Origin of the sequence: Xanthomonas prunicola, assembly GCF_025266575.1 — a bacterium.
GTDB lineage: Bacteria > Pseudomonadota > Gammaproteobacteria > Xanthomonadales > Xanthomonadaceae > Xanthomonas > Xanthomonas prunicola.
Map to the genome: position 1 here is coordinate 3,108,781 of NZ_CP096142.1, position 25,738 is coordinate 3,134,518.

Consider the following 25,738-nt stretch of genomic DNA (forward strand, 5'->3'; position numbering starts at 1 on the left):
CGCCGTGTCAGGGAGCGGGTAATGACCCGGCGGACTCGGCCGCGCGCACAGTGGTGCAGTTTTCACAGGCCCAGTGGGTACTCGACGTGGCGTTGCCGGCGACGCCGGATTCCCCATCGCAAGCACTGCTTCGACGCTGCCAGCACGCCTGCTGCGCGCGAGTAGCCGTCAGGCGGACGAGCATCAAGGAAATCGAGCGGCCAGTGATGGCGCTCGACCCATTTCGAAGTTCAGAAGGATTAGCACCACACGCCCATCAGGCATCTAGCGGTCGGTGATGGCGCAAACACCATCAGCCGGTCGGCTCGAACACGGATTCTCTTCGACGAATGCCAAGTGGGCTGCGTGAGCGCTGCGTGCAGCGTAAGAGTTGAGCACGCGCATGTTTCGGTTGCGTGCGCTCTCGGCTGCGCTGGTTCGGTGCGTGGCAGAGACAGGTCAAACCCGCTGCCATTAACCATGGCGGCACGAAGAATCGTCAGCCGCCGTCGAACAACAACACGAAATCAGGCCGCGCGATCGACCGGGACCTGCACCACCGTCACCGCCGGATCAGCCGCAACTTCTTCGGCATTGTCCGCCGCACGTTCGGCCTGCTCGGAGGCTTCCTGGGCGCGGTGGGCAGTGAACAGCGCAGAGATCGTGCTGATCATCTGCAAAATCTTGGGAATCCCGCCGAGCTTGCCGGCGATGCTGCCCAAAGCGGCCTGCGGCTCGCTGCGACCGGTGACAAACCCCAGCCCAACGCCCACCATCACGATCCGCAGCGGGGACCAGCCGGCACGCCAAGTCTGGCGCAATTCACTCCAATGCAGACGCGTCTCTTGCGCGCGCCCTTCCACCAGCAACTCTGCACGTTCAACGCGCTGACGTAAGTCTCCAAACTTCATGTGCGTGCTCCACTGGCAGACGTCGCGGCATCTTCATCGTCGTTGGGGTCATCGAAAATTCCCAACTTGATGAGCTGACGGCGCGTTGCGTTGAGGCCGGTGTGGTCGAAGTAGAAGAACACCCGCCATGCAGCGATGCCGGTCACCAGCAAACTTGCCAGCGCGGTAAAGAACATCGCCTGGAACCACGACAGCCCGGCACGTTGCAGCAGGGCAATGATCGCACCGGCCAACAACAGCCACGACGATGCACCAAACACCACAGCAACGCACGCCCAGGCCAGGCCACGCCCGAACGCACTGCGTGCCAGTTGCAGATCTGCCGACACCAACCGGCGCAACGCGCGGCTGGTGTCCTTGGCCGAGCCCAGCGTTGCGCGGCCGGCAGCGCCGACCGCACGTACGCTTTCGTCCAGTCCTGGCGTTTCCGCACGCGCGTCGGGCGCGTCGGTTCCGGCAGCTGTAGAGGCCTGATCGCTCACGACTTAGTTGTCGTTGCTGCGTGCCAGCTTGGCGATCACCCAGCCAGCGGCGAAGGCCACGCCGAAGGCGGCCAGCGGACGCTCGCGGATCAGGTCGGTGGCGCTTTCCAGCAGATCGTTGCCCTTGGCAACCAGTACATCCATCTGCTCCTTGGCAGCGGCACCGCCGAATTCGGCAGCGGCCATGCCGGCCAGCGCGGTATCGGACAACTCGGCCTTGACGTTGGCGCGACCGAGCTTGAGCTCATCGCCCGCAGCGCTGGTGGCGCCCTTGACGGCTTCGCCAGCGGCGCTGGCTGCCGACTTCAGGTGGGTGCCGGCTTCGCTCAGATTTTCTTTCAGCTGTTCGGTATTGGTGGGGCTCATGCGATATCTCCTTCGGTCATTGATGACAGCCGCCACTCACGTGCGGTCGAGCGCTAGCAATAGCATCGGGGGGGTGTAGGAGGCGTTAGTGGAAGCACGCCGCGGTACACATCACGTCAACGCATCAGCGCGTCGTACTGCGCGTTGCCACGCAGGATGCGCACGACCAGCTGCTGCGGTTTGCGCTGGAAATTGGCGCGCCAGCTGGCAAGATCGGCAAACTCGCCCACGCTACTTGCCACGATGACATCGCCGGTCACCAACCCATTGGCTGCGGCGCGACCGCCGCGTTTGACCTCGCTCACCATCACCCCGGTGATGCCGGACTGACGCAGCGATTCGGGCAGGTCCACGAAGGTCGCGCCGGTCAAGCGCGGGTCGAGCATGTCGCCGGTAACGGCGCGGTCCTGCTCTTTTAGCGTGGCCTTGAGCTTGAGCGGTTTGCCATCGCGACGGATGTCCAATGTCACCGCGCTGCCAACGGCTTGCAGGCCTTCATAGTTGTGCAGGGCCTCGGCACTGTCGACGCGCTGGTCGTTGGCGGCCACCACCACATCACCCGGTTGCACACCTGCGGCCGCCGCGGCGGAACCAGGCAACACGCGCGTCACCAAGGCGCCGCGCAACGAATCCACGCCCAGCCCCTGCAGCATCTGTTGGGTGAGGTTCTGGGTTTCCAAGCCGAGCGTGCCGCGCACCACCACGCCCTTGGTCACCAGTTGTTCGACCACGTTGCGCGCCAGATTGGACGGAATTGCCAGGCCCAGACCGATATTGCCGGCCATGCTGCCTTGCGGGTTGAAGCTGGCGGTGTTGATGCCCACCAGTTGGCCCTGCAGATTGACCAGCGCACCGCCCGAGTTACCGGGGTTGATCGAGGCATCGGTCTGGATGAAGTTCTGATAGCCCAGCCCGCGAATGCCGCTGCGCCCCACTGCCGAGACGATTCCGGAGGTGACGGTCTGGGTAAAGCCGAACGGGTTGCCGATCGCCACCACAAAATCGCCCACGCGCAGCGCATTGCTGTCGGCCAGTTTGATGTCGGTGAGGTTGTCGGCCTTGATGCGGATCAACGCGATATCGGTATCGGCATCGGAGCCGATGAAGTCTGCCTTGACCGTGCGCCCGTCGCCCAGCGTCACCTGCACGTCGTCGGCGTTTTCGATGACGTGGTGATTGGTCAGCACGTAGCCTTTTTGCGCATCGATGATCACGCCCGACCCCAGCGATTCGTTGATGCGGTCCTGTGGTACCTGTGGAAACAGCCGGCGCAGGATCGGGTCGTTGAAGAACGGGTTGCGCACGCGCACCACTTGTTTGGTGTTGACGCTCACCACTGCCGGCATCGCCTGCTGCAGCATCGGCGCCAGCGACGGCACCGGTTGGCCGGCGACTGCGGCCGGTAACGCGGCGGCGGTGGGCAGTGTAAAGGCGGCATTGCTCGGCGGTGTGGCTTCGGCACGATTGTCGAGCCAAGCGTTGATGCCCGTGGCGGCAAAGCCGCCGAAGGCAGCGGCCAGCGAAAGAGTCAGCAAAGTGGGCAGCGGTCGCATGGAACGGATTCCGGGTTACGCGGTGGAAGAGGAATAGGGCGTCTGACTGCGTAAATCAAGCTGAACGAGAGTGCCTGGGTACAATTTAACTGCTGGTGAAAGTGCCGCCCATCCCTTGCCCCGATTGCGTTGACAGCCCGTCAGGCCCGGCGTAGCGTCCGCTTCATCCGATGCCTGTTCAGCATGTTGCGTGCGGTCGCGCATCGCCCGGTTTCCCGCACTGACGCCCTTAAGGAGGGTCTATGAGCAACGGCAATGGTGTAACGGCAACCCTGTCCGACGCCGTCGATAGCGTAAAGAGCACCGCCACCGAGTTGACCGAGACCATCGCCAGTACCACCAGCGAGGCGGTCGCCAGCGTGCAGGAAGCTGCAGGCACGGCAGTGGAAGAAGTCAAGACGCGAGTAGCCAAAGCGCGCAAGGCGGTGGTCAAGGTCGAAAAGAATGTGGCCAAGAAGGCCGGCGCCGCGGCCACCGCAGTGAAGCGCAGCGTGGCCAAGACCACGCGTTCGCTGACGGCGACCAAGGATGCGGCCAAGGACAGGCTGGTCGCCACCAAAGACGCTGCCAAGCAGAAGCTGGTGTCCACTACGGATGCGGCCAAGCAGAAGTTGAGCAGCACCAGCGCCGCCGCCAAGAAGAAGATCACCGACACCAAGGCCAAGACCAAGCGCAAGCTGGAAACTGCCAAGGCCAACGCCAAGGCCGAAGCGGCTGCACTGAGCGCCAAGACTGCCGCCAAGAGTGCAGCGCGCAAGACCGCTGTTGCAACGGTGAACGCGCGTACGGCAGCGAAGAAGGCCGCGACCAAGTCGGCGGCAGTGAAGAAGTCGGTTGCCAAGACGCCGGCCAAGCTCGCGGCCAAGAAAGCGCCGGTCGCCAAGCAGACCGCGACCAAACAGGCCGCAGTGAAGAAGGCTCCGCTCAAGAAGGCGGTGACAAAAACCGCGTTGAAGAAAGCTGCCAAGGTCACCAAGACCCCGGCAACACGTGCTGTGGCCAAGACCACCGCTGCCCGCAAGGCAGTGGGCAAAAAAGCCGCAAAGCGCGTGACGCGCTGAGGTCGTCACGCACCAGATGTACTGTTGAAAAGCCGGCACTGTGCAACAGCGTCGGCTTTTTTTATGGCCGAGTTGTCGGCCCTTCTTGCCGCTGTCTTAGGGAATCGTTCGTCGCAGCCTGCTTAGCCTTTCCCGTGTCGTTCCAGCTGCCCTGGGCGAAAGCCTCTCTGCTGCGTCACCGTGTTGCTCGCGCCCAGGAGGAGCCCTTTCGATTGCCGCGTTTGGGTCGCCCATCAGCGCTGCAGAATGGCGCGCAGCGCAGCGTCCAGCTGGACGTACTGGAAGCGGAAGCCGGCATCGAGCGCGCGTTGCGGCAGTACGCGCTGGCTGATCAGCAACAGGTTGGCCATCTCGCCGAAGCCCAGCCTCAGCATCCCTGCCGGCAATGCCAGCAGGGCGGGGCGGTGCAACACATGGGCCAGCGTGCGCGCAAATTCTGCATTGGTGACCGGGTTGGGCGCAGTAGCGTTGTAGGCGCCGGGCTGGCCGTGCTGCAGCAGCCACCGCAAGAGCGCGACCATATCGGCGCGGTGGATCCAGCTCATCCAGTGCCGGCCATCGCCGAACGGCCCGCCGCCGCCGAAACGGAATGCCGGCAGCATGCGGGCCAGCGCGCCGCCATCGCGATCCAGCACGATACCGGTGCGCACCCAGCTCACGCGCGGGCCGAGGGCGGCGATGGTAGTTGCTTCGGCTTCCCAATCGCGGCACAGCACGGCAGAGAAGTCATCGCCGGCGGGCTCGGCTTCGGTCAGTGCCGTGTCGCCCCGCTCGCCGTAATAGCCCACGGCCGAGCCGGAAATCAGCACCGAGGGGCGTTGCGCGGCCGGCTGCTGCGCAATCCAGGCATGCAATTGGCGGGTGATGCCCAGACGCGATTCGCGGAAGCGCTGCTTGCGGGCATCGGTCCACCGGCCTGCAGCCAGCGGCTCGCCGGCCAGGTTGATGACTGCATCGGCCTGCACCCCGGCCAGCGTCTCCACCGCAGTGACGCCGGGCAGGGTGCGCTTGGCGCGTCGCACGTCGCGAGTCAGGACGCTGACCTGATGGCCGGCCTCCAGCAATGCCGGGCACAAGGCTTGGCCGATGAAGCCGGTGCCGCCGGTGATGAGCAGATGCATGGATGGCTCCCGGGCCGAATCGATGCGGCACCATAGGTCAGGAGCACGCCAAGCGAGGTGAAGCTGGCGCGGACATGCCGCTGTGCGCTGCGCCGTCATCTCACTGCGTGGCCGAAGCGCCTCGCAGGCAGCGGCGTGTACTGGCCGCGAAACGCAAACGCGCCGGACGGGCCGGCGCGTTTGCAGGGTGTAGTGTGGACAGTTGCTTATTTGGACGAGGACACCGCGTGGGCGCGTTCGAAATGCGCCGAGACCACGCGTCGGGTCTCTTCCAGGTGCTGCTTGACCGGTGCGCTTTCGGCAGCGGGCAGCAGTTCCGAATCGATGATCTTGATCGTGTCGCCATGGTCGATGACCATAGTGCGCATGAACGCGTTGCGGTACGCGTCCTTGCCGTCGGGCAAGGTCAGCGTTTTGGACAGCGCTTCCACAGCAGCCTTGCCCTTGGCGCGCATGGCTTCGGCACGCGGGCTCTGGGCTACGCCAAGCGACTTGGTCTTTTCAAGGTTCGCTTCGTGGTCGTGCAGCATCTGCTGCGCGAAATCGCCAGTGGCCCCTCCCAGATCCTGTTCGATGGCCTGCTTGGCGAGCGCAATCTCATTCTCGTCGATGGCCGCCAGCACGCCCAACACCGCGCCATCACCCTTGGCCAATTCGGTCGCACCGCTGCCGCTGACAGGCGCAGCTGTCGGTTCGGGCGATACCGCTGGGGCCGTGCGCGATGCATCGCCACCAGGGCGATCGCACGCAGTCAGGGAGAGCATGGCCAACAGCGAAGCAGTGATGAGCGCGGATTTCATGGAGGTCCTGGAAAGAATCGGCAATTGCCGCGGGTGGAATGCAAAGGAGCCGCTGTGCGGCTCCGGAGAGGTGTCGGTCAGGCCAATTGCGGCTGGACAACGGGCGCAATGCCCACGGGTCTGACAGGTACCTTGGGTGCACGCACTGCGTCCTGTGCACTGCGGCAGGTGCGCGCCATGCGGGCGGTACGCTCGCGAATCAACATGTGTTCGCTGGCCGGTGCGCTCCCCAGCAGACTGGCGATGTGGAAGCCAAGGATTTCCTCCGCGCGGTCGCCCTGGTCGCTGACGATGTGCGGAACCAGCCGCTCCAATCGTTCCAGCTCCTGCTGCACTTGATACGGGGTTTTCATGATGATCTCCGATGAAAAACAGGTCCTACTTGTACTGCTCCATGCTGCGAGCTCAACGATTGCGCGTGCCCAAACGCTGCCAGCAATCGGTTGCCAACTGTTCGTAGTTGGACTGTGTGCTGGATGAAATGAAGTGGTGCTCCAAGCGGTCCCGGAACAGGCGCAGACGCTCCTGATCGCTCGAACGCGGTGCCTGCAGGTAGATATCGCAGGCCATCTTCACCACCGGGGACAACTCGCTGAACTTGCCTGCTCCAAGGTTCCCCTGAGCATGCCGCGCCTGCCAATGCGCGATTTCGGCCTGTACATCGATGACGGATGGATCTCTGCTCATGACTTGACGTGTTCCGCAGTAAACGAACTTGACCTGCAGAGTAACTGCAGGTATGTCAACGAATGATCATCGAACCCGACCATAGCAGCGCTGCAGGGCGACGCAAACTTAATTGGTCACACTGCTTTGGTGGTTCTACACGCGATGCATGCAGACACGTGCATGTTGCCAGCGCGCATGACATGACACGTCCGCAGCTGCTTCAACGAACGAAAGGCAGCGGCCTCGTATCGCTCCGCTATCGCGACCGCAGCGCGCTACATCCTGCAGACCAGAGCATACATTGCCATCGAATCACACAAATTTGCACGCGAAATACCGCATTTCACGGAAGATTCTGAACCGCTCCACACTTGTGTAACGTCTGATCATTATGGTGGACGATGACGTAATGGAGCGAGAGTACTCAGGATGCAGGACAGCGAGACCAGTGACCGTAAGCCACAGCATGCCGGTGGCACAGCTGAAGCGCGCGTGTGGTGGCACGCCTTGTTGGAGTTGCGTGGTGGGCGCATCGCCATCAGCTTGATCGTGGTGTTCCTCATCGTGCTGGGCCTGTATCTGACACTGAAATAAGCCGCTTACGCCAACGCATTTTTAGACCCGTTCCTCAGCGGCGACCGAGGCCAGCAACGACGCGGCCATGCCGCACGGAGAGGTCATGGCACAGACGCACTTTCGACAAGTGCTTGGGCACGCCACGCGCCGTGTCCCCAAGCGCGGCCATGAGCGTGCGACACATGCGTGGGTGTGCAGCGAGATTGCGCGTTTACTGGGTGCGCGCGATGCCGGCGTCGCCGGTGACGGCCGCATCGAAGCCGACAGCTTTCACGTCCCCGATGACACACTTACCCTTGCGCAAGCGCGCGCACTTGGTATCCATGGCGCTGGCGATTTGCTCGGCGGGATCGTGCCGTATGCGTTTCTGGCCACCAAGGTGATTGGTCACCCCTTGATCAGCAACGATGCAGCATGCATCGAAGGCTGGGATCAGGCGCTGGCCACATCGCTGATTTCCGCCACATTGCCGGGCTATACCGTTTTTTCTCGCCAGGATGCGATACATGCGTTCGCGGCGCTGTCTGGCGGTGGAGGTGTGCGCTTGAAGTTGCCGACCGGCGTGGGTGGTAACGGACAGTGGCGCATTGCCGACGCTTCGCAGCTCACGCAGGTGTTGGACAGCCTGCCCGACACCTATCTAGACACGCATGGCGCAGTGCTGGAGCGCAACATCCTGCAGCCGCTGACCCATAGCGTGGGCGAGCTATGCGTCGCCGGCATCCGGATCGCGTACTACGGCACGCAATGCAGCGTGCAAAGCGCGGATGGCACCGATGTCTACGGCGGCTCGGCGCTGCGCGTGTACCGTGGATCGCTGGAGGCATTGATGGCCACCGCATTGCCGCCGCTTGAGCAGCGGGTGGTCGAACAGGCGTGCAGATACGATCGATTCATCGCCGCTGCCTATCCTGAGTTGCAGATCTCCCGCCGTAACTATGATGTGGTTAGCGGCAAAGATGCTGGCAACGTGCAGGTGTGTGGCGTGCTTGAACAATCCTGGCGGATTGGTGGCGCCACACCGGCCGAACTCGCTGCAATTGCCGCGTTTCAGCAAGATCCTGCATTGCGGTGGGTCACTGCGTCCACACATGAAATCTATCAGGGCGAGCCGCCGGCCGATGCGCAGATCTACTACCGCGCAACGCAACCCGGGCCGGGGCCGTGTTACAAATACAGGAGGGTCTGTGTGACGTAATGGAAGCCAAACTTTCCAGTATCGATATCCCTGTCGGCGCGGATGCACTGAGTGGCACCTTGCTGACGCCCTCGGGCATGCCTGCCGTCCTGTTCGTGCACGGCTGGGGCGGCAGTCAACACCACAGTTTGGTGCGCGCACGCGAGGCTGCTGGTCTAGGCTGCATCTGCATGACCTTCGACCTGCGCGGCCATGAAGGCTACGCATCGATGCGCCAGACCGTGACGCGCGCGCAGAACCTGGACGACATCAAGGCCGCTTACGATCAGTTAGCGAGCTTGCCGTATGTGGATGCGCAGTCGATCGCGGTGGTCGGCCTGAGTTACGGCGGTTATCTGTCGGCATTGCTCACGCGCGAGCGCCCGGTGGAATGGCTGGCGTTGCGTTCGCCCGCACTCTACAAGGATGCGCATTGGGACCAGCCCAAGGTCAGCCTCAATGCCGACCCGGATCTGATGGCCTATCGTCAGCAGCGCCTGCGTCCGGAAGACAACATCGCCTTGGCCGCTTGTGCCGACTACAAGGGCGATGTGTTGTTGGTGGAAGCAGAGCACGATGTGATCGTGCCGCAGCCGGTGTTGCACAACTATGCGGCTGCGTTCGTGCAGGCGCGTTCGCTCACATCGCGCGTGATTGCTGGCGCCGACCATGCGCTGCGCATCAAGGAACATCAGCAGCAGTACACGCGTGCGCTGATCGACTGGCTGACTGAAATGGTCGTCGGGCGCCGCATCGCACTGGCCAAGGAGGTGGTGGCAACGCGTAAGCAATTGCTCAAGGATCAGCAAGGCGCTGCTGCGACCCAGATGGAGCAGGCCGCCCCGGTATTTCGTGGCGACATTCGCGCGGTGGAGAAGACCTCGGGTTAGTTGCCCGGCATCGTGGCGCATGGAGGGAGGGTGGCCACACAGGCATCGCCTCTGTGCGTGATGGAGCCCAGGCGCGCATCGAAGGCTTGTTGGGTTGATTAGCCTGAAATGCGTGCCGGTGCAGATGCGCTCTGGGTGCAGGCGAGTGGACTCTTCGACGTGTATCGCTCCACAGGGCAGAACGGGCCCAAGCGGGCCCGTTCTGATGCAACGCATCGCGCGACGGTGGCGCTTTCTGCCAAGCCGCTACAAGCGATTAAACACGCGGGTCGGTCGGGTTACGACGCGCCGCTGCATCGTGATGCTCGGAGTCGAATGCCTCACGCACTGCATGCCTGGCCTTTTCCCAACTCAGGCGCGAATTGGCCTTGAAGCGGTCCCAGCCATCGCCCAGATCGCGTTCCAGGTGATCATCCCACTGGCGGCCGGCGTGCTGCTGGCGCGCCTGCATGCCATAGCGATAGGCCGGGCGATAGTCGTCATAGGAATAGTCGGTATCGCGGTAGCTGGCGCTGTCGAAGCGGCCTTCGTAATGCGTGTCGCTGTCGCGGTAGACCGTGTGGGTGCGGTCTGCCCGGTCCCACGCATCGCGTGCGGCAAGACGGGCTTGGTCCCATTCCAGGCGCGATTGACCGCGGTTACGCGGCCATTCGCCAGCCAGTGTGGCTTCGGTTTCTTCCCAGGTGCTGGTGGGGCGGGTTTCGCGAGCCTGCAAACCGAATCCATAGACGGTTGCATAGTCGCGATCGTAATCGGTGCCTTCCTTGTAGTAAGGACGATTGCGATGTTCCTGGCGCCAGTATTCGGTCTCTACCGTCGGATCGAGACGTTCAGCCACGCCCTTACCCGCTGCAGCGCCTGCGACCACACCGGCTGCTGCGCCGATCAAGGTACCAAGCGGGCCGAATACCGTGCCTGCGAGCGCGCCTGCTGCTGCACCACCGGCGATGCCACCAACGCTCACGCCAACCGGATGCGCCCCGGGTGCACCGGAGATCGGGTCGCGGTTCAAATCCTTTGCTTCTTCTTTGCGTTCCTGCTCATTGAGATTGCTCATACCGCCTCCGGATTGTTGATGGATGCGCCCTGTAAATCAGGTCGCGAACGAGGCGCAACGATGGCGTTGAAAGAGTGAAACGTGCGTGCTTTGATGTGAGTGCCATCGCGACATGACTGAACTGTGCATCGCATTGCGGATGAGGTTGCTGACTCCCGCGCGCGGGGTGTGTGCAAGAAAAAAGGGCCGCTAGTGCGGCCCTTTTTCTACCCCTTGATGCACACCACCTGGCGCAGGGTGTGCAGCACTTCAACCAGATCCTGCTGCGCGGCCATGACCGCATCGATCGACTTGTACGCCGCAGGCGACTCGTCGATCACTGCCGCATCCTTACGGCATTCCACATGCGCGGTGGCCTCGCGGTGCTGTGCCAGCGTGATCTGCGCACGTGCAGCAGTTCTGCTCATCACACGCCCTGCGCCGTGGCTGCAGCTGTGGAAACTGTCGGCGTTGCCCAGCCCGCGCACGATGTAGCTGCGTGTGCCCATGCTCCCAGGAATGATCCCCAACTCCCCGCTCTGTGCGCTCACCGCGCCCTTACGGGTAATCAACAGTTCCTCGCCAGCGTGCGTCTCCTTCTGCACGTAGTTGTGGTGGCAATTGACTGCGAGCTTTTCCAGCTGGAACTTCGGCAAGCGATGACGCATCTCGGCCAGCACACGCGCCATCATCGCCTCGCGATTTTCGCGGGCGTAATCCTGCGCCCACGACACAGCTTGGACGTATTCGTCGAACAAGGGCTCGCCCTGCATGAAGAACGCCAGGTCCTTGTCGGGCAGATGAAAGCCCAACACACGATGCGCCAATTGCTCACGCGCGCGCTCGATGAAGTACGTGCCGATCAGGTTGCCGGTACCACGCGAACCGCTATGCAGCATCACCCATACCGCATCGGTTTCGTCCAGACAGATCTCGATGAAGTGATTGCCGCCGCCCAGCGTGCCGATCTGGCATTCCAGCTTGTCGGTGCGGATGCGCTTGTGTTGCTGCTTGATCGCGTCCAGACGTTGCACCAACCCCGACTGCGCGATGCGGGTTTCGATGCTGTCCGGCAGCTTGCGGTGCTCGCCGCCACGACCGTTGCCCACCGGCACGCCACGCTCGATGCTGGAGCGCAACTGCGCCAGATTATCGGGCAGGTCGTTGGCACGCAGCGTGGTGCGCACCGCGGCCATGCCGCAGCCGATGTCCACGCCGACCGCCGCCGGGATGATGGCGCCACGGGTCGGAATCACCGAGCCCACGGTCGCGCCCTTACCCAGATGCACGTCGGGCATCACCGCGACCCACGGACCGACAAACGGCACCGCTGCGATATTGCGCAGCTGCGCATGCGCCTGCTCTTCCAGTGGCACGCCGCGCACCCAGCCCTTGATCGGGGTGGTGCTGCCTTGGGCATGCAGAAATTCAAAGTGTCGTGAAGTACTCATTGTTGTCATTGCCTTGCGGCAGCGCGTGGCAGATCCTTCCGCCACGCGCTGCCTTTATTGCCTGATCGTCACCAACTGCTTCAGCACGCCATCCAGGCCGCCGAACACGGTGAGCTTGTCGATCTTTTCGGTGACCTTTTCCAGCGCCTCCAGCTCCTTCAAACGCATCAGCACCGGGCTGTCTTCGATCAGCTTGGCGGTGTTGAGCAACGAACGCGTGGCGTTGGCTTCTTCGCGCCGGCGGATGACGTTGGCTTGCGCCTGCTTTTCCGCCTGCACCACTGCATTGAGGATCTCGCGCATCTCACCCGGCAGGATCACGTCCTTGACGCCGACGCCCAGCACCTCGATGCCGAAGCCGCTCACGCTGCCACGCACATATCCGAAGATATCCGCATCCAGCGAGGCCTTGTCGCCCAACAACTCGTCCAGCGTCTTGGCCGAAACCGCCCGCCGCAAGCCGTACTGCAACTCGCGGTAGAGATAATCGCCGGCCTTGGCCACGCGCGTACGCATTGCCACGGCATCGGTGACGCGCATGCTGGCGGCCAGGTTGACCCGCAACGACACCTTGTCGCGCGTCAACAGCTCCTGCCCGGATACCTCGACCGACTGCACACGCAGATCGATCACTTCGGTGGCGATGTTCTTCTGGAAATTCCAGAACGCATACGCCCCCGGTCCGAACGGTGCGATCAGCTTGCCGTCGACGAACACCAGCCCTTGCGACTCGGCGGGCACGTCCATGCAGACCGCCACCCGCGACAGGGTGCCGAGCTGACGCAGCCTGCGTTGCACATCGGTGGGCATCTTCAGCCCATCGCCCAGTGGCAGGCTTTGCACCTCGATCGCCGCAGGGCCACGCCAGTACAGCATGCGCGTGCCCGGTGGCAAGACGTCGGCGAGCTTGCCGTTGCGGATCAGCAAGCCGACCTGTCCGGTACCGATATCGGCCAGTACGAAGTGCTGCGGCAGGGTACTGCCGAGCGTGTCGATCAGCATCTGCGCGTCGGGGCCTTCATAGGCGCCTTGCGTGATGGCGTGAACGCTGACTTCAGTGCGACCCAATGGATCGAACAGGCGATACACACCGGGGACACGCACGCACTCGAAGCGACGGTTGCGATACACCAGGCCGCGCTCGCCGTCACCGATCACGACCCTCTTGGTCCAGAACATGGCATTTCTCCTTAGGTGTGGCTCTGGTGGTCCGATCCGGGAATGCAGCCGTCCCGCCGCCCGGATCGGACTGCTGGCGAAACGTTTGCCGATGCAACGCGGCGTTGAAAGGTGGAAACGCCGGTGACGGCGGCCGTGCGGGGCGCAATGCGCTGTTGGCGCCTGCAAGTGCGTGACTACCGCGGTGCGATGACTTGCGCAGCGGTAGCGAACAGCGCAGCACGCGCGTCCAGGGCAAGGGCCCGGCAGGGGCGCCGCTGCTGCAGACACTCAGGCGATGGCTTGCCTGTTTGCCTGCGGCATGGGCGTTTCCGTAAAGGGACTTGCGTCCCGAGGAATGACCGAGAAGGTCATGCATGGAGCGGGATTCGAACCCGCGACAGACAGATTGCAAATCTGTTGCTCTACCCAACTGAGCTATCCAGTGGTGAGTATTCCGGAATCGAACCAGGCCTTCGGCTTTCGCCGCTGCTCCTCCAGGAGCCGATACCCGTAACGAGAAACCCTGAGAAAGAGTTCGGTATACGCCACGGCACAGCCGCGCGCACCAGCTGGAATAAACTCCAGGCCGCTGAATATCTTCCGCAGTGTTTCTGATTACCGTTAGAGCGGCAAATACAACGTAGCGAGCAGTTGTCAGGCGGGCGTGGACGGCACGCAGGAATCGCAGTGTACGAGTAGTACATATCGATTCGAGCACCGGCCGCGCCGGCCTGACGGCTGCGCATCAGTTCATTAGTCGCTCTTATTCAAATGGTCATTTTTGTATGTGCATGACCACGCGCCACCCGTGCCCGACACCTGGGCACAGCGCTCTCGCGCCTGGTCGCGTGCAACATCCCTGTTGTCGGGCAATCCATGCCCGGGTGTCCGGAAGATCATCCACAAAAGTCGATGCGAACGCACAACGAAAACGCCCCCGGATGCAGCATCCGAGGGCGTTCGCTTGCCTCGGAGATCGGGTGACCGATCTCCTTGTCAGGACATCAGTCGAAGCGGGTGATGCGCACGGCTGCTTTCTTCGTGCGCACAAACGATGCCGCGCGGTGTGCGCTGGGCAGTCGATTGAATCTGGCGGAATTGAGCAGGTGCATGCGTTTGATTCTGTGAAAGTGCAGGCGTGCCTGCCGAGGGCGCGAACATTACCTGCGTCTTTTTGATTGCGCAAGCACTTTATGCAAGTATTTTCGGATTATCTTTCGGGCAGTCGAAAGAGAATGCAGTGTGTGTATCGGTTGCGATGCGCTGTGGGGAATGGATGGAAGAAGCGTTGCCCGGCGATGCGCTGGTTTCACGCAGTGCAGATAAAGCATGTCGAGGCCAGCGAGTGGCTGTCTGGCAATGCACTGTGTGCCGGGCCAGCTCCGCCAGTGCGCACACGAGCCCGATGACTCACGCGCGCGCCACCATCGACGCGAACAATCAGCCGCCGTGTGTGCCCAGGGTGCGCGCGCCAGTCAGGATCATGCGCAGCATCTGTGAGATCTGCTCGATCAACTCGGGATCCTTCTCCGGCGGAGAATCCATCGCCACCGCGCCCATCGCAAACACCAGACGGGTAATCGCCTTGGACACCAGAGCCGGCGCGTGCAGCTTGGCGTTGTCGGCGGCGGCCAAGCGGATCAGGTCCACGCGCAGTTCGTCTTCGAAATAGGTCAGCTCGCGCTCCACCGCCTGCTTGAAGGCGTCCGAGCCCACCGCGCCTTCGCGCAGCAGCACGTGCAGCAGCTTGTCGTCGGCGCGCAGCTGTTCCATGAAGGCCTCGACCGAGACGCGGATGACGCTGCGGTCGGTGGAGGTGGCGCGCTGGCGGGCCTGCCCGATGATGGTGCGCAGCGAGCGGCCGGCCAGATCGATCAAGGCCACGGCGAGCTCATCCATGTCGCGGAACTGGCGGTAGAAGCTGTTCGGCGCAATGCCGGCCTCGCGTGCCACTTCGCGCAGGCTCAGCGTGGACAGGCTGCGGTGGGGGCCGATCAACGACAGCGCAGCAGCAATGAGATCCTCGCGTGAAATCGCCGGCTTGCGGGACGGCGGCGCGTCGTGGGAAGGCAGGGCGATGGAGGTCATGAGGGTGCAGCCGGGCGTGGGCCTGAATCATAGCCCCTCTGGCAATATACAAGTGTATACACGGCTGTGCATGCATGCGTATAGTGCAACCCATGAACCTGGCATCTCCTCCCAAGTCCAAGTCCCCGCTGCCGGCGCGTCTTGCGCGCCGGCTGGTGTCGCCGCACCTGTTCGATTTCTGGGCAACCCGGATCAACCCGTTGTGGACGCTGGAACAGCCGATGGCGCGCCTGGTCGAACGCACCCCAGCCAGCCGCGACGCGGTGACCCTGGTGTTGCAGCCCAACGGCCATTGGCGTGGCTTGCAGGCCGGTCAGCATGTGAGCCTGGGCGTGGAGATCGACGGTCGCCGCCTGCTGCGCAGCTACAGCCCGACCGTGCTGGCCGATGGCCGCCTGGCGATCACCGTCAAGGCGATCGAGGGCGGGCAGGTGAGCCGTTATCTGGCGCACGATGCGGCATTGGGCACGGTGGTGTCGCTGGACCCTGCCTTCGGCGACATGCTGTTGCCGACGACGCCGACACCGTTGCTGTTGCTGGCCGCCGGTTCGGGCATCACGCCGATGCGCGCGTTGCTGCAGGCCGCGGCACACGCTGGCATGCCGATGGACGTGGACCTGCTGTACTGGGTGCGCCAGCGCGACGAAGCCTGTTTTGTCGACGAATTCGCCGCGCTGGCCGCTGCGCATCCGCGCCTGCGCGTGCAGTTGCTGACCACCCGCGAAGGCGAGACGCCGGCCGCACGCATCGACACTTATCCGCTGGATCAGATTGCCGTGCTGGACCAGCGCCATGTGATGGTCTGCGGCCCGGGCGGTTTTGTGCAAGCCGCGCGCGAACGTCTGCAAGGACGCGTGGCTGCATTTCAGGCCGAAGCCTTCAGCGTGCCGGCACTGGACGAAAGCGAAGCAGGGCAGGTACAGGTCCAGCTGTCACGCAGCGGCCGTACGCTCACCTTGCCGCGCGGTCAGTCGCTGCTGGAGGGGCTGGAAGCGCAAGGCCTGCGGCCCAAACACGGTTGCCGCATGGGCATCTGCAACACCTGCGCCTGCGCGCGCCAGTCCGGTACCACGCGCCACCTGCTCACCGGTGAGCGCAGCAACGAACCCACCGCACAGGTCCGCCTGTGCATCAGTGCCCCGAGCACTGACCTGATCCTGGACCTTTAAGGAATCTTCATGAGCCGAGTCCATAACCGTGCCCTGTCCGCTGCCGAATTGCAGTCCTTCGGCGACGAACTCGATGCCATCCGCGCCCGCGTGCAGCGCCAGGTCGGCGCCGCCGATGCGCGCTACATCCGTCGTATCGTGGCTGCCGTGCGCTGGACCGGCGTGGCCGGTCGTGCGCTGTTGTTCCTGGGTGCGTTCGTGCACGGCGTGCTGATTCCGGCGTGGATTGCCGGTGTGGTGTTGCTGACGCTGTCCAAGATCCTGGAGAACATGGAGCTGGGCCATAACGTCATGCACGGCCAGTACGACTGGATGGGCGACCCGCAGCTCAACGGCAACACCTACGAGTGGGACATCGTTGCCACCGGCGACAACTGGCGCAAGACGCACAATTTCAAGCACCACACCTACACCAATGTGCGCGGCATGGACGATGACATCGGCTATGGCCTGCTGCGCATCTTCCCCGAACAACGCTGGCGCCCGTTCTACCTGCTGCAGCCCTTCATCGCGGTGGTATTCGCGCTGCTGTTCGAATGGGGCGTGGCGATCCAGGACCTGCGTCTGGGCCGCTGGTTCGCCGGCAAGATGAAGGCGGCCGAATTGCGCGCCTCGTTCCTGCCGGTCGGCCGCAAGATGGGTCGCCAGATGCTCAAGGACTACATCGTGTTTCCGTTGCTGGCCGGCCCGTTCTTCCTGACCGTGCTGCTGGGCAATCTTGCCGCCAACGTGCTGCGTAGCATCTGGACCTTCGTGATCATCTTCTGCGGCCACTTCACCGCCGATGCCGAAGTGTTCCCGAAAGACTCCATCCGCAACGAATCGCGCGGTCACTGGTATCTGCGCCAGCTGCGCGGTTCGTCGAACCTTACTGGCGGCAAGCTGATGAACGTGCTGTCGGGTAACCTGAGTCACCAGATCGAGCATCACTTCTACCCGGACCTGCCGGCCAATCGCTATGCGCAGATCGCGGTCGAAGTGAAACAGGTCTGTGCGCGCTACGGTCAGCATTACAACACCGGCTCGCTGCCGCGGCAGTTCGGTCAGGTGATGTGGCGGATCGTGCGCCACGCCTTCCCGAGCCGGCCCAAGCCGGTGCGCCACAGCAGCGGTGCATTGCAGAGCGCGTAATCGGATGCCCAACGCGTGATCGACATCGAAAGGCCGCCATTGGCCGCCTTTCTTGTTGCTGCGGTCAATGCGCCGTACTGCGTGCCTGTGCGTGATAGGCGATGAAACCAGTGGCCGGCAACGCGCGCGAGAACAGCCAGCCTTGCGCCAGATCCACGCCATGGGCGCGCAGATAATCGAGCTGCTCTTGCCGCTCGACGCCTTCGGCGATGGTTCGTAGTTGCAGCGTTTTGGCCATCTCGATGATATGCGCGGTCACTGCGCTGGTGGCCGAGTGGGTGCCGATGGTGTCCACGAACGACTTATCAATCTTCAACGCATCCAGCGGCAGACCTTGCAGATACTGCAGGCTCGAATAGCCGGTGCCGAAGTCGTCGATCGACACCGTGTGCCCGGCGCCACGCAGACGGGTGATGGTGGTGCGCGCCGCGTCGATGTCCATCAGGCTGCGTTCGGTCGCTTCCACCCACAGCTGGCCGCTGTCTATGCCGGTGCCACGCAACGCATGCTCTAGCACGCTCTGCACACGGCCGCTCTTGATGTCTTCGGCGGAGACATTGATGGCCACGTGCAGTGCCGGGTCGGCCGCCAGAGTGGGGCCGAGTTCGCGGATGACTTCGGCGACCACCAGGTCGGTGATCGGCAGGATCAGACCGCTTTCTTCGGCCAGCGGAATGAAGGCATCCGGCGGCACCAGCACGCCGTCGGGTTGCTGCCAGCGCACCAACGCTTCGGCGCCGACGCAGGCCCCGCTGTCGAGCGCAATGATCGGTTGGTAGTGAACGATGAACTCGCCACGCTGCACCGCGATTTCCAGCCGCGCCAGCGGCGACAGCCGCCGCCGCGACACCCACAGCACCGCACCGACCAGCAGCAGCGCCACCGCGATGCCCACCGGCACCAGTTGCAACCGTGCCGCCGCCAGCGGACCGCGCAGGTAGGCCACCGGTTCGGTGACCACCGCCGTCCAGTCGCCACGCCGGTCGCGTCCGAACAGTACCTGCGACAGCACGCGGTCGTCCGGTGCACGTTCGTCGGCTGGCTCGATCAGCAATCGTTCGGCGGCGGTGCCAGTACTGCTGAGAAGCTGCCCGTCCGGTGTGCCGATCGCCAGTTGCAGGCCGGGCGGAATATTGATGTCGGCCAACGTGTCGGGGTTGATCAGGACGTTGTAGTCGCCCAGTTGCAGTGCCATCAGCGGACGCTGCGGATTGGCCAACGGCAGTAGCCGCGTGGTCACTGCGATACCGCGCTTGACCACAAAATCGGCGGTGGACTGCGGAATGCTGTCGCGCAGTTGCCCCCATGAGGTACAGCTAAGACGACCTTGCTGGAAGCGCCCCAGCTCGACGATGTAATGGCTGGTCAGCACCAATGCGCGCATCTGCGCCAGATGCGCGGGCGAGCATGGCGGCAGCCGCGAGGCGGCCATATTCAGCAGTGCGCCATGTGCCTCGTCGAAGGCGGTTTCGGTGCGGCGGATCGCCAGCGCGGCCAGCTGGCTCAGCCTGCCCTCTTCGCGCGCCAACGCCAGCCGCCAGGCCAGGTAGTAGGACAGGCCAACCGGGAGCGTTGCGCAGAGCAACACCAGCAGCACGGTCACACTGATAATGCGTTGGCGTTTCACCTCACCACCCGCATCGACGGTGCGGCCGGTTCACGCACGGCCTCCGAGGCGATGCGAGCAATGCGTGCGGTAGCCAATGGCCAACGCAGGCTCGCCGTGCGTGCGAACGCGTCGCACGCAGCGATTGGTGACGCACGGCATTGACTGATGAGGCTGCACGTCGCGAATGTACGACACACGCGTGCGTTGCGCGCGTTTGTGGAGCAAAGCCGCCGTGATTTTTGTCAATTGCCCCTTGCAACGCATCATTGCAGTCGGGGTCGCCTGCGGATTCACGCGCCTCCACGCGATATCGCGTTAGGGTCGGATCGTCTGCGCTCCCGGACGGGAGCGGCGGGACAATCCGGTCCCATGCAAGGCGCTTTCACTGGAGGAATCACCCATGACAACGCAGAAAGAACGCGTCGGCGGCACCGATGCAGTGCCGATTTTCAAGATGCAGGAAACCACCCGCGACGGCGAGCTGACCAAGTACGTGGTCGGCGATACCGGCGTGGCCTTCGACAGCCTGGAAGGCGCCCAAGCGGCCGCCAACGATCTGGGCACGCTCAACGGCTGACCGCAGGCGACGTGCTAGCGGCACGCTGGTCGACCTACGGCGTGCCCTGCGCTTGATCGCCTGCATCATGCATGGCGATCACGCCTGTGGACCGATGCATACAGGATGTGCCGGTCGGGACTGTCAGTGCCGAGTCCCGAGTACCGAGGACGGCTCCCTGGTTACGGAAGCGGTTGCTCGGTCAGTCGCCCAGTGTGCGGTGTGTGGATTAGCGGTGCCAGGTCGAAGCCTTGTTCGCGTGCGTGCGCCAGATAGGCCTGCGCAATGTTTTCGTCCAGCTGCGGCAACCGTGCCAGCAGCCACAGGTACTTTCGATCGGGGCTGCCGACCAGTGCAGCGGTGTAAGCCGCGTCGATGCGCATCACCCAGTAATCGCCCTTGGTGAAGGGGATCCAGCGCAAGCCCTCTGGCAAGAAGGTCACCTCCAGCCGGCTGTGCGTGCCGTCGATCGCGCGTGCCTGGCCGATCGCTTCTTCCAGCTCGCCTTCTGCCGTGAGGCAGCGATTTTGCACACGCACATTGCCGTCGTCTTCCAGGGTGTAGTGCGCCGATACATCGGTGCAGTCCGCATCCTCGAAGCGGATCGGCAGGCGGGCGATTTCGTACCACGTGCCCAGATAACGATTCAGATCCAGCGAGGGGACAGTGGCGAGTTCGGGGTGGTGGCTCATACAGCCCTCTGCACAATGGAGTGGCGCCTGTTGTACGTGCATCGCCATGAAATACACGTTGGGATGTCAGGCATGCGGCCGTGCCGGGAGCGGCGGTGTGTGCGAGGACATCGGTGCTGTGCGCACTGGCGTTTGGCACGATGTGGTGATCCATTGGCTGCACGCGATGACCATCGCGGCGGCAAATCATAGCCCCCAAATATACGTAGCTTCCTAACAATAAGGGCGCTTCGCAGTGCCTGGCTGGCAAACCCGCGCATGGCGTGCGAATGACGTGCCTCAAAGTGCCATGCCGAACACGCTATGCCGCGCTGGCCGCACTCAGTGCGCGATCCAGTTTGCGATAGCCGATCGCTTCGGTCAGATGGCGCGTGGCGATGTCCGCGCTGTTGTCGAGATCGGCGATGGTGCGTGCCACGCGCAGGATGCGATGCATCGAGCGGGCGGACAGCTGCAGGTGTTCGATGGCGCGCTCAAGCAGCACTTGATCGTCGTGTTGCAGACGGCAATGCCGGTCGGTGTCGGGCTGATCCAGTTGCGCATTGGGCAGCGCTCCGCGCGTAAGCTGGCGCTGCCGTGCGGCGACCACGCGGCCACGCACGCTGGCGCTGTCCTCGCCAAGGTTGCCGCTTCGCAGTGCCTGCGGCGGTAGGCGTGGCACTTCGACATGCAGATCGATGCGGTCCAGCAACGGGCCGGAGATGCGGCTGCGGTAGCGGCGGATGCTGTCGCTGCTGCAGCGGCAGCGCCCGCTGCCATCGCCCGCCCAGCCGCACGGGCACGGGTTCATGGCCGCGACCAGTTGGAAGCGTGCCGGGAAATCCACGCTGCGCGCCGCGCGTGAGATCGTGACCAGACCCGACTCCAGTGGCTCGCGCAGCACTTCCAGGGTTTGTCGTTGCCACTCGGGCAATTCGTCCAAGAACAAGACGCCGTTGTGGGCGAGCGAAATCTCGCCGGGGCGCGGATGCGTGCCACCGCCCACCAGCGCGACTGCGCTGGCAGTGTGGTGCGGAGCCCGATACGGCCGCTGCCGCCAGCGGGCCAGATCCAGCCCGCGGCCGCTGATGGACGTAATGGCCGCTGTTTCCAGTGCTTCGGCTTCGCTGGCTTCGGGCAATAGGCCTGGCAAGCGCGAGGCCAGCAAGGTCTTGCCGCAGCCAGGGCTGCCGACCAGAAGGAGATGATGCCCACCGGCAGCGGCGATCTCCAGCGCGCGGCGGGCGTGCGGTTGCCCGCGCACATCGGCCATGTCGGGCAGGGCGCGGGCGCCGAGCGCCTGCACCGCCAACTCGGCGGCAGGCGCTTTCTGGCTGCCGTTGAGCGTGGCGCAGACGTCGAGCAGCGTGCGCGCGGTGAAGGCTTCGACGTGCCCGGCAATCGCGGCTTCGGCGCCGTTGGCCAGCGGCACAATCAATCGTCGCCCTGCCTGCGCGGCCGCTAGCGCCGCGGGCAGCACGCCATCGACGCCGCGCAGCTCGCCGGTGAGCGCAAGCTCGCCGAGGAATTCGTAATCGGCCAGGGCCTGGCGGTCGATCTGCCCGCTGGCAGCCAGGATGCCGAGTGCGATCGGTAAATCGAACCGGCCGCCTTCTTTCGGTAAATCGGCCGGCGCCAGATTGATGGTGATGCGCCGGGCGGGAAATTCGAACTGTGCGCACAGCAGGGCAGCACGTACGCGCTCGCGTGATTCGCGCACTGCCGCTTCGGGCAGGCCCACGATCTGGGTAGAGGGAAGACCGCCGGAGAGATGCACTTCCACCCGAACCTCGGGCGCGTGCACCCCCACGCGGGCACGGCTATGCACCAGCGCCAGACTCATGGTGGGTGGCCTAACTCAGGGGGTGGTGGGCGGTGCAGCGGGCGGCGTGCCGGGCGCGCGCGCCTCCAGTGCGGCGACGGTCTGCTCCAGCGCGTCGAGTTTTTCGCGGGTACGCAACAGCACCGCGCGCTGCACGTCGAATTCTTCGCGGGTGACCAGGTCCAGCTTGCCCAGCCCGGCCTGCAGCGCGCCCTTGAAAGTGCTCTGCAGTTCTTCGCGCGATTGGCGCAGGCCCGGCGGCACTAGGTCGCTGAGGCGGCGGGCGAGGTCGTCGAGCTGATTGAAATCGATCATGGTGTTCTCCGCAGGTCCGTAGGAAGCCTAGTGCAGGCCGGGACACGCGGGACATCGGCAAGGCAGTCGGCAGGCAGTAAGAATAGTCCCATTCGGCTGTCGTCTGCGGTGACGGCAGTGCACGGTTGGATGAGTGTTGCCCCCGTCCACGGTATGCTGCGCGGCCGTCATGCCCTGGGACCTGCACCGATGAAAATGATCATGGCCATCGTCAAACCGTTCAAGCTCGACGATGTGCGCGAAGCGCTCGCCGGCTGTGGGGTGGCGGGCATCACGGTGACCGAGGTCAAGGGCTTCGGACGCCAGAAGGGCCACACCGAGCTGTATCGCGGCGCCGAATACGTGGTCGATTTCCTGCCCAAGGTGAAGATCGAGGTGGCAGTGACCGACGACCAGGCCGAGCGCGTGGTCGAGGCGATCGTCGCGGCGGCCGGCACCGGCAAGATCGGAGACGGCAAGGTGTTCGTATACGACCTGGGCACGGTGGTGCGCATCCGCACCGGCGAACTGGACAGCGACGCGCTGTAGGGTCGCGACGGCTTGCCAGGTGCAAGGTGCGCGCTGCAGGTGGTGAAGGGGGTGACGCCCTCTGCCCGCGCAACTGCGCTTCCGAGGCTCCGTATTGCTGAGGCAGCAATGCCACGGCACCGCCGTGGCATTGCACCGATCGCAGGGCTCTCGGGCCGCTCAGGCCTTGCGTCCGCGCGCCGCGCGCGCTGACTGCGTTGGCTGTGCAGCGCATCACTGAAGCTGCTGCACGGTTGGGTGCGGATGGGCCAAGCCGCCGCAGGCAGGCACCACAGTTGCCATCCGCGTTTCATACCATTTCAATACCGCCAAGTATCGCAGCCGAGCTTCCGTTGATTGCCATGGAGAGGCAGGCTGAAGTGATGAGACGGCACTTTTCAGTGCTGGCCAGATGGCAATGCCGGCCGCGCTTGTCGCCGCCCCGCGACTTGCCTACTCTAATGCGTAATACCATTCCAATACCGGAGTTCGACATGAAGCGACGCAACAGCAAGCCAGGCGTGCGCCTGTTTTCGGTATTGGCGGCGCTGGGCATGGCTGCACCGGCATTGGCGCAGGTGGCGACCGAACCGGTCACCCAGCCAGCGATCTATCCGACGCCGGTATCGATCACGCTAGACGGCGCGACGGTCACCTTGGACCGTTCAGTGGTGCTGGTGGTCGCACTTGGCACGGACAAGGCCACCGTCGCGCTGGTGCGCAGCATTCTCGGCAGCGCCGGTGTCACCAAGATTGCGACCGCCACGCGCTTGCCTGCCACGCTGGACCGCCCGCACGTCGTGCTCGGCACCGGCGATGCGGCAGTGGTGCGCGATGCATTGACGCGTAGCAAGGCGACGCAGGACACCCACAAGGAGGGCTATACGCTGGCCAGCGTTGCGCTGGACCGCGGTAGCCTGATCACGCTGGCCGGCCACGACGGTGATGGCCTGTTCCATGCGGCGCAGACGCTGCGTCAGCTGGTCGAGCGACCAGCTATCCCGGCGCTGACGATCCAGGATTATCCGGCCATGCCGATCCGCGGCACGATCGAAGGCTTCTATGGCGCCCCGTGGTCGATGAGCGACCGCAGCAAGCACATCGATTTCCTCGCCCGCACCAAGGCCAACACTTTCATCTATAGCCCGAAGGACGACCCCTACGCGCGCGATCGCTGGCGCGATCCGTACCCGAAAGCGACGTTGCAGGCACTGGGCAAATTGGCCGCCACCGCCAAGCGCAATCATGTCGATTTCGTCTACGCGATTTCGCCCGGCCCCACGGTTTGCTTCTCCGATCCGGCCGATGCAAAGGCGCTGCTGCGCAAGTTCGATGCATTCCGCGCGTTGGGCGTGCGCAGCTTCTATGTGGCGTTGGACGACATCGAATACACCAAGTGGAATTGCGAGCGCGACAAGACCACCTTCGGTGAGTCCGGCGCGCAGGCGGCCGGTATTGCGCAGTCGCATCTGCTCAATCTGGTACAGGCAGATCTGGTTGCGCGGCACGATGCAACCTCGGAATTGATCATGGTGCCGACCGAGTATTACGACGCCAAAGAGAGCCCGTACAAGGAGGCGCTGCGCAAGCACCTGGACCCGAAGATCGTGGTGCAGTGGACCGGTACCGACGTGGTGCCGCCGGCCATTTCCATCCCCGACGCGCGTGCTGCCACCAAGGCATTCGGCCGCAAGACGCTGCTGTGGGACAACTACCCGGTCAACGATTTCGAAACCTCGGCCGGGCGCTTGCTGATGGCGCCGTATGCGCGGCGCGAGGCCGGCCTGTCGGCCGAGTTGTCCGGCATCGTGTCCAACCCGATGAATCAGGAAGTGCCCAGCCGCGTTGCAGTGATGGGACTGACCGCGTTCGCCTGGAACGACAAGGACTACGACGCGCAACGCACCTGGCATGCGGCAGCGCGTGATCTGGCCGGCGGCGATGCGCGTGTCACTGCGGCATTGCTGACCTTCTTCGATACCCAGCACTTGGCGCCCACCTTCGGTAGCCAGCCGTGGCAGGAACAGGCGCCACGCTTGAAGGCCGTGCTCGATCATGTGCGCGAAGCGATCGCACTCGGCGATGCTGCAGCGCGCACGCAGGCGATTGCCGAATTGGCGCGCACTGCCGACGAGATGGCTGCGGCGCCGCAGATCATTCGCGAGGGCGTGGCTGACAAGGGCTTTGCCGAGCAATCGCGCCCCTGGCTGATCGCGATGGAAGGCTGGGGCGGCGCGTTGCAGAAGACGGCAGCCGGGCTGGATGCGGCAAATCGCGGCGACACCGAAGCGCCCGCATTGTTCGCCGAGGCGGCTGCACGCGCCGCGGTCGCTGCTGCGGTTCCGTCGATTCCCGGCGCGACCCGCTTTGGTGGCCCGGTCAAGATCGCCGACGGCGTGCTCGACCGCTTCATCGCGCAGGCGCCGCGCTTGATCGCCTATCGCGAGGTCGCCGATCCGGCAGCAGCAAAGTGATGGGGTAGTACGTAGGCACAGCTGCGCGCATGGGCGACCATTGGCGTCGCTGTGCATGCAAACACGGCAGCGCCGTTGCCATCTGCAGCGCAGCACGTTGCATCGCGCGCTCGAGGGATGTCGGCTCTACAGATCAAACCGACGAAATCAGCGCAGCAGATGG

24 protein-coding genes and 1 other RNA gene are annotated in these 25,738 nt (G+C 63.9%); 8 read left to right on the forward strand and 17 right to left on the reverse strand.

Annotated features, from left to right (window positions below):
- Window positions 1-506: 506 nt before the first annotated feature.
- The 4 genes from M0D43_RS13205 to M0D43_RS13220 form a co-directional block, all read right to left on the reverse strand.
- Entirely contained in the window at window positions 507-890 is a 384-nt protein-coding gene (locus M0D43_RS13205; RefSeq protein ID WP_252161761.1) for a hypothetical protein, read from the reverse strand.
- A complete protein-coding gene (locus M0D43_RS13210; RefSeq protein ID WP_101364417.1) occupies window positions 887-1,372 on the reverse strand; it encodes a hypothetical protein in 486 nt (161 codons plus the stop codon). The genes M0D43_RS13205 and M0D43_RS13210 overlap by 4 nt, the downstream gene beginning before the upstream one ends.
- A 3-nt stretch (window positions 1,373-1,375) precedes the next feature.
- Window positions 1,376-1,738 (reverse strand): hypothetical protein, encoded by a 363-nt coding sequence (locus tag M0D43_RS13215; RefSeq protein ID WP_101364416.1) that lies wholly within the window; start codon window positions 1,736-1,738, stop codon window positions 1,376-1,378.
- Window positions 1,739-1,854: 116 nt separating this feature from the next.
- Window positions 1,855-3,291, reverse strand: a complete 1,437-nt coding sequence (locus tag M0D43_RS13220) for a Do family serine endopeptidase (RefSeq protein WP_010379283.1) — start codon at window positions 3,289-3,291, stop codon at window positions 1,855-1,857.
- Window positions 3,292-3,533: 242 nt separating this feature from the next.
- Here M0D43_RS13220 and M0D43_RS13225 point away from each other — a divergent pair, with 242 nt between their 5' ends.
- A complete protein-coding gene (locus M0D43_RS13225) occupies window positions 3,534-4,352 on the forward strand; it encodes a histidine biosynthesis protein HisIE (RefSeq protein WP_252161762.1) in 819 nt (272 codons plus the stop codon).
- Between the two features lie 233 nt (window positions 4,353-4,585).
- On the opposite strand, the gene M0D43_RS13230 is transcribed toward M0D43_RS13225, so the two are convergent.
- From M0D43_RS13230 to M0D43_RS13245, 4 genes are all read right to left on the reverse strand, one after another.
- Window positions 4,586-5,473 carry a TIGR01777 family oxidoreductase gene (locus M0D43_RS13230; RefSeq protein ID WP_252161763.1) on the reverse strand — a complete coding sequence of 296 codons (888 nt, stop codon included), beginning with the start codon at window positions 5,471-5,473 and terminating at the stop codon, window positions 4,586-4,588.
- Window positions 5,474-5,679: 206 nt separating this feature from the next.
- Window positions 5,680-6,273, reverse strand: coding sequence for a DUF4142 domain-containing protein (locus tag M0D43_RS13235; RefSeq protein ID WP_252161764.1), 594 nt, complete (start codon window positions 6,271-6,273; stop codon window positions 5,680-5,682).
- A gap of 77 nt (window positions 6,274-6,350) precedes the next feature.
- Window positions 6,351-6,626: a hypothetical protein gene (locus M0D43_RS13240; RefSeq protein ID WP_252161765.1), complete on the reverse strand. Its 276-nt coding sequence runs from the start codon at window positions 6,624-6,626 to the stop codon at window positions 6,351-6,353.
- Between the two features lie 52 nt (window positions 6,627-6,678).
- On the reverse strand, window positions 6,679-6,960 hold the full coding sequence (locus M0D43_RS13245; RefSeq protein ID WP_101364410.1) for a hypothetical protein: 282 nt from the start codon (window positions 6,958-6,960) through the stop codon (window positions 6,679-6,681).
- A 661-nt stretch (window positions 6,961-7,621) separates the two neighbouring features.
- Between M0D43_RS13245 and M0D43_RS13250 the strand changes: the two genes are divergently transcribed.
- Entirely contained in the window at window positions 7,622-8,716 is a 1,095-nt protein-coding gene (locus M0D43_RS13250; protein WP_252161766.1) for a DUF3182 family protein, read from the forward strand.
- Window positions 8,716-9,585, forward strand: a complete 870-nt coding sequence (locus tag M0D43_RS13255) for an alpha/beta hydrolase family protein (RefSeq protein WP_252161767.1) — start codon at window positions 8,716-8,718, stop codon at window positions 9,583-9,585. Before M0D43_RS13250 ends, M0D43_RS13255 begins: the two co-directional genes overlap by 1 nt.
- A gap of 256 nt (window positions 9,586-9,841) precedes the next feature.
- Here the strand turns inward: M0D43_RS13255 and M0D43_RS13260 are convergent, their stop codons facing one another.
- The 5 genes from M0D43_RS13260 to fabR all read right to left on the reverse strand — a co-directional run bounded on the left by M0D43_RS13260 (window position 9,842) and on the right by fabR (window position 15,321).
- Window positions 9,842-10,642: a hypothetical protein gene (locus M0D43_RS13260; RefSeq protein ID WP_252161768.1), complete on the reverse strand. Its 801-nt coding sequence runs from the start codon at window positions 10,640-10,642 to the stop codon at window positions 9,842-9,844.
- 206 nt (window positions 10,643-10,848) lie between these two features.
- Window positions 10,849-12,072, reverse strand: a complete 1,224-nt coding sequence (locus M0D43_RS13265; protein ID WP_252161769.1) for an RtcB family protein — start codon at window positions 12,070-12,072, stop codon at window positions 10,849-10,851.
- Window positions 12,073-12,126: 54 nt separating this feature from the next.
- Window positions 12,127-13,251 carry a slipin family protein gene (locus M0D43_RS13270; protein ID WP_252161770.1) on the reverse strand — a complete coding sequence of 375 codons (1,125 nt, stop codon included), beginning with the start codon at window positions 13,249-13,251 and terminating at the stop codon, window positions 12,127-12,129.
- A gap of 610 nt (window positions 13,252-13,861) precedes the next feature.
- Window positions 13,862-13,937: non-coding RNA, sX9 sRNA (locus tag M0D43_RS13275), on the reverse strand.
- Window positions 13,938-14,673: 736 nt separating this feature from the next.
- Window positions 14,674-15,321: an HTH-type transcriptional repressor FabR gene (gene fabR / locus M0D43_RS13280; protein ID WP_005989260.1), complete on the reverse strand. Its 648-nt coding sequence runs from the start codon at window positions 15,319-15,321 to the stop codon at window positions 14,674-14,676.
- Window positions 15,322-15,413: 92 nt separating this feature from the next.
- Here fabR and M0D43_RS13285 point away from each other — a divergent pair, with 92 nt between their 5' ends.
- The gene (locus tag M0D43_RS13285) at window positions 15,414-16,490 is read left to right on the forward strand and encodes a ferredoxin reductase (protein ID WP_101364404.1); all 1,077 of its coding nucleotides are present in this window, start codon (window positions 15,414-15,416) and stop codon (window positions 16,488-16,490) included.
- A 9-nt stretch (window positions 16,491-16,499) separates the two neighbouring features.
- The gene (locus M0D43_RS13290; protein WP_252161771.1) at window positions 16,500-17,621 is read left to right on the forward strand and encodes a fatty acid desaturase family protein; all 1,122 of its coding nucleotides are present in this window, start codon (window positions 16,500-16,502) and stop codon (window positions 17,619-17,621) included.
- 64 nt (window positions 17,622-17,685) lie between these two features.
- Here the strand turns inward: M0D43_RS13290 and M0D43_RS13295 are convergent, their stop codons facing one another.
- On the reverse strand, window positions 17,686-19,248 hold the full coding sequence (locus M0D43_RS13295) for an EAL domain-containing protein (RefSeq protein ID WP_252161772.1): 1,563 nt from the start codon (window positions 19,246-19,248) through the stop codon (window positions 17,686-17,688).
- Between the two features lie 382 nt (window positions 19,249-19,630).
- Between M0D43_RS13295 and M0D43_RS13300 the strand changes: the two genes are divergently transcribed.
- The gene (locus M0D43_RS13300) at window positions 19,631-19,807 is read left to right on the forward strand and encodes a hypothetical protein (RefSeq protein WP_252161773.1); all 177 of its coding nucleotides are present in this window, start codon (window positions 19,631-19,633) and stop codon (window positions 19,805-19,807) included.
- 161 nt (window positions 19,808-19,968) lie between these two features.
- Here the strand turns inward: M0D43_RS13300 and M0D43_RS13305 are convergent, their stop codons facing one another.
- The 3 genes from M0D43_RS13305 to ubiK form a co-directional block, all read right to left on the reverse strand.
- The gene (locus M0D43_RS13305; protein ID WP_252161774.1) at window positions 19,969-20,478 is read right to left on the reverse strand and encodes a lipocalin family protein; all 510 of its coding nucleotides are present in this window, start codon (window positions 20,476-20,478) and stop codon (window positions 19,969-19,971) included.
- Between the two features lie 301 nt (window positions 20,479-20,779).
- A complete protein-coding gene (locus M0D43_RS13310) occupies window positions 20,780-22,300 on the reverse strand; it encodes a YifB family Mg chelatase-like AAA ATPase (protein ID WP_252161775.1) in 1,521 nt (506 codons plus the stop codon).
- A gap of 15 nt (window positions 22,301-22,315) precedes the next feature.
- Window positions 22,316-22,594 carry a ubiquinone biosynthesis accessory factor UbiK gene (gene ubiK / locus M0D43_RS13315; protein WP_064632685.1) on the reverse strand — a complete coding sequence of 93 codons (279 nt, stop codon included), beginning with the start codon at window positions 22,592-22,594 and terminating at the stop codon, window positions 22,316-22,318.
- A 153-nt stretch (window positions 22,595-22,747) separates the two neighbouring features.
- Here ubiK and M0D43_RS13320 point away from each other — a divergent pair, with 153 nt between their 5' ends.
- Both M0D43_RS13320 and M0D43_RS13325 read left to right on the forward strand, forming a co-directional pair.
- Window positions 22,748-23,122, forward strand: a complete 375-nt coding sequence (locus tag M0D43_RS13320) for a P-II family nitrogen regulator (RefSeq protein WP_008574841.1) — start codon at window positions 22,748-22,750, stop codon at window positions 23,120-23,122.
- Window positions 23,123-23,595: 473 nt separating this feature from the next.
- Window positions 23,596-25,575, forward strand: coding sequence for a glycoside hydrolase family 84 protein (locus M0D43_RS13325; protein WP_252161776.1), 1,980 nt, complete (start codon window positions 23,596-23,598; stop codon window positions 25,573-25,575).
- The last annotated feature ends 163 nt before the right edge of the window (window positions 25,576-25,738 follow it).

Bases quoted from the DNA above. Each gene is read 5' to 3' on its own strand.
- M0D43_RS13245 (WP_101364410.1), bottom strand. From the start codon at position 6,960: ATGAGCAGAGATCCATCCGTCATCGATGTACAGGCCGAAATCGCGCAT.
- M0D43_RS13260 (WP_252161768.1), bottom strand. From the start codon at position 10,642: ATGAGCAATCTCAATGAGCAGGAACGCAAAGAAGAAGCAAAGGATTTG.
- M0D43_RS13240 (WP_252161765.1), bottom strand. From the start codon at position 6,626: ATGAAAACCCCGTATCAAGTGCAGCAGGAGCTGGAACGATTGGAGCGG.
- M0D43_RS13285 (WP_101364404.1), top strand. From the start codon at position 15,414: ATGAACCTGGCATCTCCTCCCAAGTCCAAGTCCCCGCTGCCGGCGCGT.
- M0D43_RS13230 (WP_252161763.1), bottom strand. From the start codon at position 5,473: ATGCATCTGCTCATCACCGGCGGCACCGGCTTCATCGGCCAAGCCTTG.
- M0D43_RS13220 (WP_010379283.1), bottom strand. From the start codon at position 3,291: ATGCGACCGCTGCCCACTTTGCTGACTCTTTCGCTGGCCGCTGCCTTC.
- M0D43_RS13300 (WP_252161773.1), top strand. From the start codon at position 19,631: ATGACAACGCAGAAAGAACGCGTCGGCGGCACCGATGCAGTGCCGATT.
- M0D43_RS13205 (WP_252161761.1), bottom strand. From the start codon at position 890: ATGAAGTTTGGAGACTTACGTCAGCGCGTTGAACGTGCAGAGTTGCTG.
- M0D43_RS13265 (WP_252161769.1), bottom strand. From the start codon at position 12,072: ATGAGTACTTCACGACACTTTGAATTTCTGCATGCCCAAGGCAGCACC.
- M0D43_RS13270 (WP_252161770.1), bottom strand. From the start codon at position 13,251: ATGTTCTGGACCAAGAGGGTCGTGATCGGTGACGGCGAGCGCGGCCTG.
- M0D43_RS13305 (WP_252161774.1), bottom strand. From the start codon at position 20,478: ATGAGCCACCACCCCGAACTCGCCACTGTCCCCTCGCTGGATCTGAAT.
- M0D43_RS13290 (WP_252161771.1), top strand. From the start codon at position 16,500: ATGAGCCGAGTCCATAACCGTGCCCTGTCCGCTGCCGAATTGCAGTCC.
- M0D43_RS13325 (WP_252161776.1), top strand. From the start codon at position 23,596: ATGAAGCGACGCAACAGCAAGCCAGGCGTGCGCCTGTTTTCGGTATTG.
- M0D43_RS13235 (WP_252161764.1), bottom strand. From the start codon at position 6,273: ATGAAATCCGCGCTCATCACTGCTTCGCTGTTGGCCATGCTCTCCCTG.
- M0D43_RS13225 (WP_252161762.1), top strand. From the start codon at position 3,534: ATGAGCAACGGCAATGGTGTAACGGCAACCCTGTCCGACGCCGTCGAT.
- M0D43_RS13310 (WP_252161775.1), bottom strand. From the start codon at position 22,300: ATGAGTCTGGCGCTGGTGCATAGCCGTGCCCGCGTGGGGGTGCACGCG.
- M0D43_RS13215 (WP_101364416.1), bottom strand. From the start codon at position 1,738: ATGAGCCCCACCAATACCGAACAGCTGAAAGAAAATCTGAGCGAAGCC.
- M0D43_RS13320 (WP_008574841.1), top strand. From the start codon at position 22,748: ATGCTGCGCGGCCGTCATGCCCTGGGACCTGCACCGATGAAAATGATC.
- fabR (WP_005989260.1), bottom strand. From the start codon at position 15,321: ATGACCTCCATCGCCCTGCCTTCCCACGACGCGCCGCCGTCCCGCAAG.
- ubiK (WP_064632685.1), bottom strand. From the start codon at position 22,594: ATGATCGATTTCAATCAGCTCGACGACCTCGCCCGCCGCCTCAGCGAC.
- M0D43_RS13250 (WP_252161766.1), top strand. From the start codon at position 7,622: ATGGCACAGACGCACTTTCGACAAGTGCTTGGGCACGCCACGCGCCGT.
- M0D43_RS13255 (WP_252161767.1), top strand. From the start codon at position 8,716: ATGGAAGCCAAACTTTCCAGTATCGATATCCCTGTCGGCGCGGATGCA.